Source organism: Lentzea sp. NPDC055074 (assembly GCF_053608005.1).
On the sequence record NZ_JBSGUQ010000015.1, the window covers coordinates 35,072 to 49,622 of the forward strand.

At 69.9% G+C, this 14,551-nt stretch carries 11 protein-coding genes; 5 read left to right on the forward strand and 6 right to left on the reverse strand.

Annotation, left to right across the window (positions count from 1 at the left end):
• Positions 1–41: 41 nt before the first annotated feature.
• Genes ACWF7A_RS29550 through ACWF7A_RS29570 form a run of 5 tightly spaced genes read right to left on the reverse strand, consistent with a single transcriptional unit; the run spans position 42 to position 5,572 of the window.
• Positions 42–1,031 carry an ABC transporter ATP-binding protein gene (locus tag ACWF7A_RS29550; RefSeq protein WP_452253759.1) on the reverse strand — a complete coding sequence of 330 codons (990 nt, stop codon included), beginning with the start codon at positions 1,029–1,031 and terminating at the stop codon, positions 42–44.
• Positions 1,028–1,909, reverse strand: a complete 882-nt coding sequence (locus ACWF7A_RS29555; protein WP_452253760.1) for an ABC transporter permease — start codon at positions 1,907–1,909, stop codon at positions 1,028–1,030. The genes ACWF7A_RS29550 and ACWF7A_RS29555 overlap by 4 nt, the downstream gene beginning before the upstream one ends.
• Positions 1,909–2,889: an ABC transporter permease gene (locus ACWF7A_RS29560; RefSeq protein ID WP_452253761.1), complete on the reverse strand. Its 981-nt coding sequence runs from the start codon at positions 2,887–2,889 to the stop codon at positions 1,909–1,911. The genes ACWF7A_RS29555 and ACWF7A_RS29560 overlap by 1 nt, the downstream gene beginning before the upstream one ends.
• A complete protein-coding gene (locus ACWF7A_RS29565) occupies positions 2,886–3,917 on the reverse strand; it encodes an ABC transporter ATP-binding protein (RefSeq protein ID WP_452253762.1) in 1,032 nt (343 codons plus the stop codon). The genes ACWF7A_RS29560 and ACWF7A_RS29565 overlap by 4 nt, the downstream gene beginning before the upstream one ends.
• Positions 3,914–5,572, reverse strand: a complete 1,659-nt coding sequence (locus ACWF7A_RS29570; protein ID WP_452253763.1) for an ABC transporter substrate-binding protein — start codon at positions 5,570–5,572, stop codon at positions 3,914–3,916. The genes ACWF7A_RS29565 and ACWF7A_RS29570 overlap by 4 nt, the downstream gene beginning before the upstream one ends.
• Positions 5,573–5,769: 197 nt before the next feature.
• On the opposite strand from ACWF7A_RS29570, the gene ACWF7A_RS29575 reads away from it, so the two are divergent.
• The 5 genes from ACWF7A_RS29575 to ACWF7A_RS29595 all read left to right on the forward strand — a co-directional run bounded on the left by ACWF7A_RS29575 (position 5,770) and on the right by ACWF7A_RS29595 (position 13,538).
• Positions 5,770–6,966 carry an ROK family protein gene (locus ACWF7A_RS29575; RefSeq protein WP_452253764.1) on the forward strand — a complete coding sequence of 399 codons (1,197 nt, stop codon included), beginning with the start codon at positions 5,770–5,772 and terminating at the stop codon, positions 6,964–6,966.
• A 77-nt stretch (positions 6,967–7,043) separates the two neighbouring features.
• A complete protein-coding gene (locus tag ACWF7A_RS29580; RefSeq protein ID WP_452253765.1) occupies positions 7,044–9,473 on the forward strand; it encodes a glycoside hydrolase family 3 C-terminal domain-containing protein in 2,430 nt (809 codons plus the stop codon).
• On the forward strand, positions 9,470–10,495 hold the full coding sequence (locus ACWF7A_RS29585; protein WP_452253766.1) for a LacI family DNA-binding transcriptional regulator: 1,026 nt from the start codon (positions 9,470–9,472) through the stop codon (positions 10,493–10,495). The genes ACWF7A_RS29580 and ACWF7A_RS29585 overlap by 4 nt, the downstream gene beginning before the upstream one ends.
• 164 nt (positions 10,496–10,659) lie before the next feature.
• The gene (locus tag ACWF7A_RS29590; RefSeq protein ID WP_452253767.1) at positions 10,660–12,798 is read left to right on the forward strand and encodes a discoidin domain-containing protein; all 2,139 of its coding nucleotides are present in this window, start codon (positions 10,660–10,662) and stop codon (positions 12,796–12,798) included.
• On the forward strand, positions 12,795–13,538 hold the full coding sequence (locus ACWF7A_RS29595; protein WP_452253768.1) for a substrate-binding domain-containing protein: 744 nt from the start codon (positions 12,795–12,797) through the stop codon (positions 13,536–13,538). The genes ACWF7A_RS29590 and ACWF7A_RS29595 overlap by 4 nt, the downstream gene beginning before the upstream one ends.
• Positions 13,539–13,597: 59 nt before the next feature.
• Here the strand turns inward: ACWF7A_RS29595 and ACWF7A_RS29600 are convergent, their stop codons facing one another.
• The gene (locus tag ACWF7A_RS29600) at positions 13,598–14,506 is read right to left on the reverse strand and encodes a DUF1996 domain-containing protein (RefSeq protein ID WP_452253769.1); all 909 of its coding nucleotides are present in this window, start codon (positions 14,504–14,506) and stop codon (positions 13,598–13,600) included.
• Between the last annotated feature and the right edge of the window lie 45 nt (positions 14,507–14,551).

A 14,551-nucleotide genomic window follows, 5' to 3' on the forward strand; every position in this document is an offset into this window, starting at 1 on the left:
CGCGATGCGGCGCCCCGCTCACGGGTGGGGCGCCGCACGCGTCACGACACGGCGACCGGGTGCAGCCAGCAGGCCACCGACCGGTTGTCCCTGCTCTGCCCCAAGACGGGGACCTGCTCGTCGCACACGTCCAGCGCTCGTGGGCACCTCGGGTGGAACGCGCACCCGGTCGGCATCATCCGCAGGTCGGGTGGCGAGCCGGGAATGCCGGAGAGTTCCCGCCGCTGCCCCCTCACCGAGGGGAACGAGCGCAGCAGCCCGTCGCTGTAGGGGTGCAGGGGAGTGCGGTAGAGATCGGCCGACACCGCCTCCTCGACGACCTGCCCCGCGTACATGATCGCGATCCGGTCCGAGAACTCGGCCAGCAGCGACAGGTCGTGCGTGATGAACACGACCGAGAAGCCGAGCCGTTCGCGCAGACCGACGAGCGTGCGCAGGATCTGCCGCTGCACCACCACGTCCAGCGCGGTGGTCGGCTCGTCCATGATCACGACGCGGGGTTCCAGGGCGAGCGCCATCGCGATCATCACGCGTTGCCGCATGCCGCCGGACAACTGGTGCGGGTAGCTGTGCAGGCGGTCGGTGGCGATGCCGACCAGGCTGAGCAGCTCCCGGGCCCGGTCCTGCCGTGACCGCGGGGTCGAGCCGGCCGAGTGCGCCTTGAGGACGTCCATCAGCTGGGCCGAGATCCGTTGCACCGGGTTGAGCGAGTTGATCGCGCCCTGGAAGACGATGGCGATCTCCGACCACCGCAGCCGCCGCAGGTCCGCGTCGCGCATCCGCAGCAGGTCGACGGTCGAGCCGTCGTCGAGGTGGTAGGTCACCTCGCCGCCCGCCACCACGCCCGGCGGTGGCAGCAACCTCGTCATCCCGTAGGCCAGCGTGGACTTCCCGCTGCCCGATTCCCCGGCGAGGCCCAGGACCTCGCCGCGGTGCAGGGTCAGGTCGACGTTGCGGACCGCCCGCACCGCGTCCGGGCCGAGGCCGTAGTCGACGTCCAGCCCGCGCACCTCGAGAATGCGTTCCTTCATGACGTCTCCTTGGCGAGCACGGGGGTGAAACCGACGCGCATCCGGACGCCGCGCATCGAGAAACGGGTGCGCAGGCGCGGGTTGACGTACTCGTCGATGCCGAAGTTGACCAGGGACAACGACGTGCCGAGCAACGCGATCGCGAGTCCGGCGGGCACGAACCACCACCACGCGCCCTGGGCGAGCGCCTGCTGCGACTGGGCCCAGTACAGGACCGTGCCCCAGTTCCAGCCGCCCGCGTCGGAGACACCGATGAACGCCAGCGTGATCTCGGAGATCACCGCGAACAGCACCGTCCCGACGAACCCGGACGCGATCACGGCGTAGAGGTTCGGCAGGATCTCGAACAGGATGATCCGCCACGTCGACTCGCCGTTCGCGCGTGCCGCCTCCACGTAGTCCCGCCGGCGCAACGACAACGTCTGCGCCCGCAGCACCCGTGCGTTCCAGGCCCACGAGGTCAGGCCGATCACCAGAGCGATCGTGAGGTTGCTGGTCTCAGGCAGCGACGAGGTGATGATGATGATCAACGGCAGCGCCGGGATCACCAGGAACACGTTCGACAGCGCCGACAGCCCCTCCGACGCCGACCCGCTGAGATACCCGGCGGTGATGCCGATGAGCACCGACAGCACGGTCGCGGCGACTCCGGCCACGGCGCCGACGAACACGACGCTGCGGGTGCCGGCGAGGACCTGGCTGAAGATGTCCTGGCCGAGGTGCGTGGTGCCGAACCAGTGCGTGGACGACGGGGGTTGCAGCAGCGCGTTGCTGCGCATCGACGGGTCGAACGGCGCGATCCAGGGACCGATGACGGCCAGCAGGACGAACACGCCCAGCATGATCACGCCGGTGAGCGCCTTGGCGTTGGTGCGCATCAGGCCTCCCTGCGGGTGCGAGGGTCCAGCGCGAGGTAGGCGACGTCCGCGAGGAGGTTCGCCAGCAGCACGGACAGCGTGATGATGAGGAAGATGCCCTGCAACAGCGGGTAGTCCTTGGCGCCGACCGCCTGGAAGAGCTGCAGGCCGAGACCGGGGTAGGAGAACACGATCTCCACCAGCAGGGTGCCGCCGACGATGAACCCGAGCGCCAGCGCGAAGCCGGAGACGTTGGGCAGCAACGCGTTGCGGGCGGCGTAGGCGAGCATCACCCGGCGTTCGGACAGGCCCTTGGCGTGCGCGACGGTCACGTAGTCGTCCGACGACACCGTCACCATCATGTTGCGCATGCTCAGGATCCAGCCGCTGACCGACGAGACGAGGATCGTCAGGCCGGGCAGCAGCCCGTGCTGCACGGTGCTGCCGATGAACTGCCAGTCCCAGTTCGGCACGAGCCCGATCTCGTAGGCGCCGGACGCGGGGAAGAAGCTGCCCGGGCCGGTGAGCACGGCGATCGCCACCAGGCCGAGCCAGAAGTACGGGATCGACGAGACGAACGTCGTGACCGGGATCAGCGAGTCCGCCCACGAGCCGCGCCGCCAGCCCACCACGGCACCCGCGGCGGTGCCGAGCAGGAACCCGATCACCGTCGTGATGCCGACCAGCCCGACGGTCCACGGCAGCCCGTCGCCGATCACGTCCGACACCGGGCTCGGGAAGAACGTGAACGACATCCCGAGGTCACCGCGCAGGAGCTGGCCCAGGTAGGAGAAGTACTGACTGGCCAGGCTCTCGTTCTTGTCCAGTCCGAAGAGGACGTACAGCGACCGGACGGACTCGCTCGTCATCTGCCCGCGCTGCTTGGTGATCAGCGCCTGCACCGGGTCACCGGGGATCATCCGCGGCACGAAGAAGTTGATCGTGACGGCGGCCCACGCGGTGAGCAGGTAGAAGGTCAGCCGTTTGAGGAGGTAGCTCACGCGGCCTCCTCCCGGTACAGCCAGCACGCGGCGAAGTGCCCGTCGCCGAGCTCGAAACGGGGCGGGACGTCCGTGCGGCAGACGTCCATCGCGAACGGGCAGCGGGGGTGGAACCGACAGCCCGGCGGCGGCTCGATGAGGGACGGCGGTTCGCCGGAACCACCGTCCTTCTCCTCCGCTGCCGGACGGTCGGGGTCTGGTGCCGACTCGATCAGCAGTTGCGTGTACGGGTGCGCCGGCTTCTGCGTGACCTTCTCGCTGTCACCGCCCTCGACGACCTGACCCGCGTACATCACCACCGTCTCGTCGGCGAAGTACCGCGCGGACGCGATGTCGTGCGTGATGTAGAGGATCGACAGGTGCAGCCGTTCCTTCAGGTCGCGCAACAGGTTGAGCACACCGAGCCGGATCGAGACGTCCAGCATGGACACCGGTTCGTCGGCCAGCAGCACCTCGGGACTCGCGGCCAGCGCCCGTGCGATGGCGACGCGCTGCCGCTGCCCGCCGGACAGCTCGTGCGGGTACCTGTCGAGGTACCGGTCCGCCGGGGTCAGGTGGACGCGGGTCAGCAGGTCCGCGAGCGAGGTCTCCAGGTCGTCGCCGCGGTTGCCGTGGATGGTGAGCGCCCGCGTGAGGTGGTAGCGGATGGTGTGCACGGGGTTCAGCGAGGCGAACGGGTCCTGGAAGATCATCTGGACCCGGCGGCAGTACGCCTTGAACTTGCGCCCGTGCGCCCATCCTCGCTGCACGGAGACGTTCTGGCCGTGCAACCGGATCTCGCCGGACGTCAGCGGGTAGAGCTGGGCGAGCAGCCGCGCGACCGTCGACTTGCCCGACCCGGACTCGCCGACGAGCGCGGTGACGCTGCCCCGGCGCAGCTGGAGCGACACCCCCTCGACCGCCCGCACCGCCTTCTTCGTGCGGGAGAACGGCGCGCTGACGGGGAAGTGCTTGGTGAGGCCGTCGGCCTCCAGAACGATCTCTGTCGAGACCGTTCCGGAGACCGCCGGCGCTACCTCGGCCGTCACGAGGCAGGCCTCAGCTTCAGCACGATGTCGAGGGCGTTCTCCAGCGTGGGCTGCACCGGGGCGTACTGGTCCTGCTCGCTCGGCCAGCCGACCCAGTTCTTGGTGCTGTACTGACCGCCGCCGTTGGCCGCGGAGGTGATGATGACGGGCATGTCCTGCACGAAGATCTTCTGCAGCTCGTGCAGCGCGGCGTTGCGGACGGTCTCGTCGGGGGCGTTCGCGAAGTCGTCCAACGCCTTGGTGGCGGCGGAGTTCTCGTAACGGCCGTAGTTGCCGTTCACGCCAGGCGTGCCGATCGGCTTGTACAGCGCACCGTCCATGATGGACTGGTAGATGTCGTACAGCGTCAGGCCGTTGTTGGTCCAGTGCATCGCGGCACCGAAGTCACCGGTGTCGAGCGCCTTGGTCCACGCGTCGGCGTTCTGCAGGTTCACCGTCGCGGCGATGCCGATCTTGGCGAAGTTGTCCTTGATGATCTCCAGGTCGGTGACGTAGTCCGACCAGCCCGACGGCACGGTCAGCGTGATCGTGACGGGGGCGCCGTCCTTGCCCTTCAACGTGGTGCCGTCGAAGGAGTAACCGGCCTCGGTCAGGGCCTTCTTCGCGCCCTCGACGTCGACCGTGACCTTCTTCTCCTTGAACTGCGGGGCGATGAACGACTCACCGGCGGGCGTCGGGATGCCCGTGATGTTGTCGACCTTCGGGTAGAAGTAGCCCGCCTCGCCCTGCATGAAGATGTCGTCGCGGTTCACCACCATGTTCGCGGCGCGGCGCAGCGCGGGGTCGTCCCACGGCTTCGCCTTGGTGTTGAACCACAGTCCGTGCACGCCGAGCACCGGCGGGAACCACAGCTTGTGGTTCTGCGGGTCCTTGCTGGTGTAGGCGGCCTGGTAGTTGGGGATGAAGGTGAAGCTCCACTCGGCGGCACCGGTGGCGAGCGCGTTGGTCTGCGCGTTGTTGTCGCTGTAGGAGGTGTACCTCAGCTCCCTGACCTTCGGGAGCTCCTGCCAGTACTCGTCCCTGATCGACAGCGTCACCGTCTGCGGGGTGAACGACTTCAGCGTGTAAGGGCCGCTGCCGACCGGTTCCTTCAGCGTCTCGGTCGACGGGTTGGAGAAGGTCGACCACTGGTGCTTGGGCACCACGAACTGCTCGAGGATCTTCTTCTGGTTGACGAACTGCGACTTCGGGAAGCCGACGACGACCTCGCTGCCGGAGAAGGAGATGTCCTGGTACGGAACGCCTTCGATGTTCAGCCCGGGGTTCTTCTTGAGCAGCTCGAAGGTGTAGGCCACGTCCTCGGCCGTCAGCGGCTTGCCGTCGGACCACGTGACACCGTCGCGAATCGTGAGCGACAGCTTGTGGAAGTTCTCCGACCAGGTGAACTTCGTTGCCAGCCAAGGCTTCGGCTGGTCGGTCACCTTGACCTCGTTGACCATCGCGAGCGGTTCGAACAGCAACCGCCGGTAGCCGAGCGACGAGGACGCCGACGAGTTGAGGAACGGGTTGTTGTTCTCCGTTTGCGGTCCGTTCGGCATACCCACGTTCAGCACGCCGGCGGTGTTGCCGTTGCTGCCGGGGTTCGTGGCCGAACAGGCACCGGTGAACGCCAGGGCGGTCGCGGTGACGGCAGCGCAAACACGCCTGATTCTCATGGAAACTCCTTGTTCTCCAACGAAAGCGAGAAGAATCAAGTGAGCGCTGGGAGAAGGTGACCGCGCGTGCCATCGCGGGTGGGGCCGGTGAAGGCCCCTGGTCGCCGTAGAGTAGACGCCTGACCTCACAGGCAAGTCAATAACGAAGAGGTCACGACCCGAGGCTTATTTTTAGTCGCGAACTAACCTCGGCGCCCATGGTGCGCACACGGGCGACCGTCCGGGACCTCCGCCGGCAGAACCGGTCGGTGCTGCTGACGGCGCTGTTCCTGGACGGGCCGCTGAGCCGTCAGCAGCTGAGCTCGGCCACCGGGCTGAGCGCCGCGACGGCCAGCACGATCACCGGCGAGCTGCTCGACGAGGGCCTGCTGGTCGAGGCCGGATCGGTCGAGTCCGACGGCGGCAGACCGCGCGTGCTGCTGCGGGTCAACCCCGCGTTCGGGCACGTCATCGGGGTCGACGTCGGCGAGACGGGGATCAAGGTCGAGCTGTTCGACCTCGGCATGACCCGGCTGTCCGCTGTGGACCACCCGCTCGGCGTCGTGGAGCCGGTCGCCGTCAGCGAGCTGATCGCGTCGGGGGTCGGCGAGGTCCTGTCCGAGGCGGGCGTCGCGGCGTCCTCGGTGCTCGGCGTCGGCGTGGGTGTGCCCGGCACGGTCGAGCAGGGGACGTCGGCCGTCGTGCACGCGCAGACGATCGGCTGGGACGCCGTTCCACTGGAGAAGATGCTTCGGGCGGCCGGTGTCGCACCGCCGCTCTACGTGGAGAACGGCGCGAAGACCCAGGGGCAGGCCGAGATGTGGTTCGGCGCCGGCCGGGGGACCCGTCACGCGGTGATCGCGCTGGTCGGGTCGGGTGTCGGGGTGGCCGTGGTGACCGGCGGGGTCGTGCACCGCGGGGCGACCAGCAACGCGGGGGAGTGGGGCCACACCACGATCTCCTACGGCGGGCGGCGCTGCCGGTGCGGCGCGCGCGGCTGCCTGGAGGCGTATGCCGGGGCGGAGGCGATGCTCGGCCGCTACCGCGAGGCGCTGCGCCGGGAGGTTCCCCGGCTGGACGAGCAGTCCGCGCTGGAGGACCTGCTCTCGTCCCGGTCGGCCGTCGCCCGCCGGGTGGTGGACGAGTCCGTGGGCTATCTGGGTGCCGGGATCGCCAACCTCGTGAACCTGTTCAACCCCGAGCTCATCGTCCTCGGCGGCTGGGCGGGCCTCGCTCTCGGAGCCCGCAAACTGGACGAGATCATCGCCGCGACGGCCGACCACGCGCTGCGCCACCCGTTCGGCCAGGTACGGCTCGAGCTGGGCAGAACGGGTCCCGACGCGGTCGCGGTGGGCGCGGCCACGCTCCCGGTCGCCGTGCTGCTGGAGACGGGCGCCGCCCACCCCCGCGGCTGAGAAGCGACCTTCCGACGCATTGACACCGGACCCCCGCACCCCGACTCTTTGGAGAGCGCTCTCCAAGGAGGTTCCCGGTGCACGACGACCACGAGCTGGCCCGCCTGGTCGGCAAGCTCGACCTGCCCGCCAAGGTACGACTGCTGGCGGGGGGATCGGTCTGGCGCAGCTGCGCGGAGCCGTCGATCGGCCTGCGAGCCCTGACGTTCTCCGACGGCCCGGCGGGCGTGCGCGGCCCGGGCTGGGACGAACGCCGCACGTCACTGGCCCTGCCGTCCCCGACGGCCCTCGGTGCCACCTGGGACGAGGACCTGGTGCGGCGACTGGGCGTCCTGCTGGCCGCGGAGTCCCGCAGCAAGGGCGTGGACGTGCTGCTCGCCCCGGTGCTGAACCTGCACCGCACCCCCTACGGCGGCCGCCACTTCGAGTGCTTCTCCGAGGACCCGCTGCTCACCGCCCGCCTCGGCGTCGCCTACGTGCGGGGCGTGCAGTCCGGCGGGGTCGCGGCCTGCCCGAAGCACTTCGTCGCCAACGAGACCGAGACCGACCGGCTCACCCACGACGTCGTCGTCGACGACCGCACCCTCCGCGAGCTCTACCTCGCGCCGTTCGAGGCGGCGGTGGAGGCGGGAGCGTGGGCGGTGATGTCGGCCTACAACGGGGTGAACGGGCATCCGATGTCGGAGAACCCGCTGCTCACCACGCCTCTGAAGGACGAGTGGGGCTTCGACGGGGTGGTGGTGTCGGACTGGGGTGCGGTGCGGACGACCGTGGCGTCGGCGGTGTCGGGGCAGGACCTGTCGATGCCGGGGCCGTGGGGACCTTGGGGAGAGCGGCTGGTGGCGGCGGTCGAGGCGGGGGAGGTGGAGGAGGGCTGGATCGACGACAAGGTGGTGCGGCTGCTGAGGCTGGCCGCGCGGGTGGGGGCGCTGGAACTGGAAGGAGGCGAAGGGGAGTTCGCGGACGCCACAGGTGAGTCCGCCGCGGACGTCGCTGGTGGCCTTGCCGCGGACGTCGCTGGTGGCCTTGCCGCGGACGTTGCTGGTGACCTCGCCGCCGACACCGCCCTCCTCCGCGAAGCCGTGGCCGCGAGCACCGTCCTCCTCCGCAACAACGGCATCCTGCCCCTCCCGCCGGGCGGGAGCATCGCGCTCATCGGACCCGGCGCCGCGGCACCCCGCGTCCAGGGCGGCGGCAGCTCCGGCCTCTACCCGGCCGCCGAGAACTCCCTGCTCACCGCGCTGTCCGAGCTCACCGACGTCGTCCACGAACCCGGCGTCCGCATCGACGACCGCCCGACCCCCGTGGCCGCACCGGTCCTGGTGCGCGTGCTCGGCTCGGACGGCGAGGTGCTGTTCCGCGAACACCGCCTGACCGGCCGCATCCTCGAGACCGAGGAGGTACCGGGTGCCGCGGTCCTGGAGATCAGCACCGAACTGCACGTCAGGACATCGGGCCCGTGGCGGCTCGCGGTCGCGGGATACGGCCGGCTGACGTTGGACGTCGGCGGCGACCGGGTGCTGGACGTCGTGCAGGAGATCGACACCGACGACCCCGCCGTGAAGCACCTCCGCCCGCCCCATCACGAAGTGGAGGTGGTGCTGGAAGAGGGGACGCGGGTCGAGCTGGTCGCCTGCCGCGAGCTCGGCGAGGACAGCGGCATGGCCTCGATGCTGGCCGCCGATCCGCCGCGGCCTCGTCCGGACGAGGAGTTCGCGGCCGCCGTCGACGCGGCGAGCCGGAGCGACGTCGCCGTGGTGGTGGTCAGCACCACGGACGCGATCGAGAGCGAAGGCCGGGACCGGAGCTCGCTCGAGTTGCCGGGGGAGCAGGACGCGCTGGTCACGGCGGTGTGTGCGGCGAACCCGAACACCATCGTCGTCGTGAACTCCGGCGGACCGGTGCTGTTGCCGTGGCGGCACGACGCCGCCGCTGTGCTGCTCACCTGGTTTCCCGGGCAGGAGGGCGGCAACGGGCTCGCGGACGTGCTGTTCGGCGAGCGCGAGCCCGGCGGGCGGTTGCCGACCACGTGGCCCGCGCGGGAGGCCGACGTGCCGGTCGCGGACTTCCTACCCGTCAACGGATCCCTGTCCTACGGAGAAGGCCTGGCCATCGGGTATCGCGCGTGGGCGGCTCACGAGCCTGCTTACTGGTTCGGGTACGGGCTCGGCTACACCTCGTGGGACTACGAGGAAGCGCGGGTCGAAGGGGACGTGGTGCGGGTGACCGTGCGCAACGTCGGCGGGCGGCGCGGGCGTGAGGTCGTGCAGGTCTACCTGTCCCGCGAGGACAGCGCGGTGCCGAGGCCCCGGAGGTGGCTCGCGGGCTTCGCGGTCGTCCAGGCCGAGCCGGGGGAGGCGGTCGAGGCGCTGGTGCGGGTGCCGGACCGGGCCGTCCGTCACTGGGAGGGGTCGTGGCAGGTGGAACCCGGTGCGTTCACCGTCCTGATCGGACCGGACGCCGGTGGCACGCGGCTCACGTCGGAGATCGCACCTCGGCCGTGGTGAAACGGATCATGCTCAAGGGCACGCCGACGCTCGAGGACGTCGCGAGGGTGGCCGGGGTGTCGCGGGCGACGGTCTCGCGCGTCGTGAACGGCACCCGCAACGTCGACCCGCAGTTGCAGGAGACGGTCCGCGACGCGATCGAGCGGACCGGGTACACGCCGAACCACGCCGCCCGGTCGCTCGTCACCCGCCGCACCGGGACGGTGGCGCTGATCATCTCGGGCGCGGGCGGCGGGTCCGACGTGTTCGTGGACCCGTTCTTCGGCCGCGTCACCGCCGGTGTCGTCGACTTCCTGCGCACCCGCGGCGTCCACCCCGTGCTGATGCTCGCGGACACGGACCGGACCAGGGGCGACGTCGTGGAGTTCCTGCGCCAGGGCAGCGCCGACGGGGCGTTGCTGGTGACGACGCACGCGGCCGAGTCGTTGCCGGACAGGCTGCTGGAGGCCGAGGTGCCCGTGGTGCTCTACGCGCGGCCCGGCCGACCGTTGCCGGTCAGCTTCGTCGACCTCGACCACCAGGCCGGCGGCAGGCTCGCGGCCGCGCGGTTCGCGGAGATCGGGCGCACGCACGTCGGCGTGATCTCCGGACCGTTGGACGTGCTCGCCAGCCAGGACCGGCTCACGGGGTTCCGGGCCGCCATGGCGCGCAGCGGGTTTCCTTACGTGCCAACGGTCGAAGGTGGTTTCACGGTGACGAGCGGTGCGGTGGCGATGCGACGGCTGCTCGCCGACCACCCGGAGGTCGACGGGGTGTTCGCGGCCAACGACCTGATGGCCCAGGGCGCCGTGGACGTGCTGCTAGCTGCGGGAAAGCGCGTTCCCGAGGACGTTGCGGTGGTCGGTTTCGACGACAGCGCGCCCGCCGCGGCCTGCCGCCCGTCGCTGACCACCGTGCGCCAGCCCGTGGAGGAGATGGCGGCGAAGATGGCGGAAGTGCTGCTCACGGCCCTGGGCGACCCCGAGGAGCGGCCGAGGTCGGTCATCTTCGAACCGGAACTCGTGCTCCGGGCGTCCGCGTGATTGACCTCCGCGACATCACACGTTAATCTGCGGGAGAGCGCTCTCCCGACGCCCGGTGCCACGGGCGTCACCGTTCGGGCTCACTCGCCCCAAACGTGTCAGGCAGGCTCATGAGCTCTCCCCTGTCCCGGGCGGCCGCACTCGCTGCCGCAGCCCTGTGTCTCGTGACCACCGCAAGCATCAGCACCGCCCCAGCCGGCGCCGCCGGGTGTGGCACCACCAACGTCGCACTCGGCAAGACCGCGACGGCGTCGTCCGCCGAGGGCGGTGGCACTCCCGCCTCCGCTGCCGTGGACGGCAACGCGGGGACCAGGTGGTCCTCGCAGTTCTCCGACCCGCAGTGGCTGCAGGTCGACCTCGGCTCCACCCAGCAGGTCTGCCGCGTAGCCCTGAACTGGGAAGCGGCTTACGGCAAGGCTTTCCAGGTCCAGCTGTCCGACAACGCGAGCTCCTGGCGTGACGTCCACTCCACGACCACGAGCACGGGCGGCGCCCAGTCGCTCGACGTCAGCGGGTCCGGCCGGTACGTCCGGGTGCTGGGCACCCAGCGCGGCACCGGCTACGGCTACTCGTTGTGGGAGCTCGGGGTCTACACCGGTACTCCGGACGTTCCAGGCGTGACGCCGACCGACCCGCGCAACCCCGACTTCGGCCCGAACGTGTACGTCTACGGTCCGGGCTCGTCGCAGGCGGAGATGCAGTCGAGGCTCGACGCGATCTCCGCGCAGATGAAGACGAACCAGTTCGGCCCGCAGCGCCATGCCGTCCTCTTCAAGCCCGGCACCTACGACGCCGACGTCAACCTGCGTTTCTACACGCAGGTCGCGGGCCTGGGCCTGATGCCGGACGACGTGAACATCAACGGCCACATCCGGGTCGAGGCCGACTGGCTGCAGCAGGGCAGCGACCCGAACAACCTCGGCAACGCGACCCAGAACTTCTGGCGCGGTGCGGAGAACCTGTCCGTGACGCTGCCGGCGAACCAGGTCGAGCGCTGGGCGGTCTCGCAGGCCACGGCGTACCGGCGGATGCACCTGCGTGGCCAGGCGCACCTGTGGAACGGCTACGACGGCTGGGCCAGCGGTGGCCTGATCGTCGACAGCAAGATCGACGGCGTGACCGTCTCCGGTTCGCAGCAGCAGTTCCTCACCCGCAACAGCAACCTGGCGGGCGGCTGGTCCGGTTCGGTCTGGAACATGGTCTTCGCGGGAACGCAGGGCGCACCGCCGAACCAGTTCCCGAACCCGTCGCACACGACCGTGGACACCTCGCCGGTGACGCGCGAGAAGCCGTACCTGTACTTCGACAACTCCGGTGAGTACCGGGTGTTCATCCCCGCGCTGCGCCAGAACTCCCGGGGCACGAGCTGGGAGAACGGCAACCCCGGCACGTCGGTGTCGCTGGCGGACTTCTTCATCGTCAAGCCCGGCACCCCGGTCGCCACGATCAACGCGGCGTTGCAGCAGGGCAAGCACCTCCTGCTCACCCCCGGCATCCACCAGGTCGACGACACGATCCGCGTGACCCGCCCGAACACGGTCGTGCTCGGCCTGGGGCTCGCGACGCTGACGCCGACCACCGGCAGGGCGGCGCTGACGACGTCCGATGTGGACGGTGTGAAGCTCGCCGGGTTCCTGGTCGACGCGGGGGTGCAGAACTCCCCGGTGCTGCTGGAGATCGGCGACTCGACGACGACCGACCACTCGGCCAACCCCACCTCGATGCACGACGTGTACCTGCGCGTCGGCGGGTCGCAGGCCGGCAAGGCGACGACGAGCCTGCGGGTGAACAGCCGCAACACCATCATCGACCACACCTGGGTGTGGCGCGCCGACCACGGCGAGGGCGTCAGCTGGACGGCCAACCCCGGCCAGAACGGTGTGGTCGTCAACGGCGACAACGTCATCGCGTACGGTTTGTTCGTGGAGCACTACCAGCAGCACAACCTGGTGTGGAACGGTAACGGAGGCCGCGTCTACCTGTACCAGAACGAGCTGCCCTACGACCCGCCGAACCAGGCCGCGTGGATGAACGGGTCCAAGCGCGGCTGGGCCGGCTACAAGGTCGCGGACACCGTGACGACGCACGAGGCGTTCGGCGTAGGCGTCTACGCCTTCAACCAGGCGGATCCGAGCATCGTGACGGACAACGGGTTCGAGGCGCCCAACCGGGCCGGTGTCCGGTTCACGCACCTGGTCACCGTGTCGCTCGGCGGCGTGGGCACGATCGCGAACGTCATCAACGGTGTCGGTGGTGTCGCGAACACCGCGAACCAGGTCCGTTACCTGGTGAACTATCCGTGAGCCTGATCGGCGTGCTCTCCCGGGAGAAGCTTCCCGGTGAGAGCACGCCCGCTCTGGCGGGCATAGGTCACGCGGCGCACAGGGCGGGCAGCGGCCTGCTCCTGTGCGCCGACCTCGACTTCGTCGACACGCGGCACGTGGCCCTCAGCGGCTGCGTGCTGCTCGACCGCACCGCCGACGAGCACGACCTGAGATGCCTGGCGGACAACGCCATCCCGTTCGTGTCGATCGGCAGACGGGACAGCACCGCCAGAGACGTCCCGTACGTGGACGTCGACTACGCCGCGGGCGTGCGAGATCTCGTCGCGCGCACCGCGGCTCTCGGCCATCTGCAGATCGTCTACATCGGACTGCCGAGCGGCATCGCCTCGGCCGAACGCCTGCACGGCTTCCGTGAGGCCGCGGAGTCCTGGCGCGTCAAGGGACTGCACGCCCCGGCCGTCTGGCTCGACCAGCTCCTGCGCGTCGGCGTCACGGCGGTGATCGCCGAACACCCCGACGACGCGTCCGCACTCGTCCGTGCGGCGCGGCGCCGGGGTCTTTCCGTGCCGGGGGACCTCTCGGTGCTGGCGCTCGACGTGCCGGAGACCGACCTGCTGGGCCTCACCGGGATGCGCGTGCCGAGGTGGGAGACGGGCCGGCGTGCCGTGCACCTGCTGGCCCGCCTGCCGCAGAAGCTGACCCACGAGCTGCTGTCGTGCGAGTTCCTGCCGGGGACGACGCTGTCGGCCCCGCGCTAGGAGTTCCCCGAACACGAGACCCCCCGGAGCGTGAGCCCCGGGGTGCTGGAGATCCGACTTCACCGCGGCAACCGGTAGTCCGGTCCGAGTGCGGCGCCCCGATGGGGCTTGTACTGGTCGTACCCGCGCGGGTCGCACTGCAGGCCGCCGTTGACGCAGTGACGGACGAGCGCGGCCTGGGTGGGGGCGTCCCAGGCGTTCATGAAGTCGTAGTGCCAGGTGTAGCCCCGGCCGCTCGACAACCGCACCCGGGACATGTCCCCGGACACCGGGAACGCCATCTTGAACTCGATCATCGGCACTGGCACGGGATGCGACGACGGGCAGACCAGGCTCGCGCGGTCCGGGTAGGCCATGTGCGACTTGTGGTCCGCCGAGTCGAGATCACGGCCGTTCCAGCAGCTCGGCGCCTGGAAGCGGACGTTGAGCTGGCTGCCTGGGGCGCACCAGGCCGGGATGTCCCAGTTCTTGGCGCTGTCGCCGCACTCGAACCCCTCGATGGCGCCGGGGTGGTCGCGGAACTGCTCGAGCGTCGAGGTGGGACTGCCGACCACGAACCGCATGCCCGGCGGGAACGGCTGGACGTCCTGGTACTTCAGGATTCCCGACTTGTAGTAGACGACCTGGTTGCCGATCGGCCGCACGACCTGGTCGCCGTTCAGCACCGACGGGAACCAGTACGCCGACTTGTCGTCCGGCGTGATGCAGTTCGTGCTGCCCTGCCGGAGCGAGTCGTTGGTGCTGTTCGCGTTGATGGAGTTGTTGCCGAGGAACGTGTGCAGGTGCGACGCGCCCGGCAGTCCGGGGAAGACGATCGGGTCGTCCGGGCGGTCCGTGGCGAACGCGCAGTTCGCCTGGAACTCGTGGTGACTGACGTAGTCGTCGGCCTGGGCCGACTGGCTCGCGACCGCGAACACGGCCGCGACGAGGCCGGCCGTGACGGCCAGCGCGCTGAGTTTTCGGGACAACTGTGTCCTCCTGCCGATGGGGCTACCGGCTTGGGAGAGCGCTCT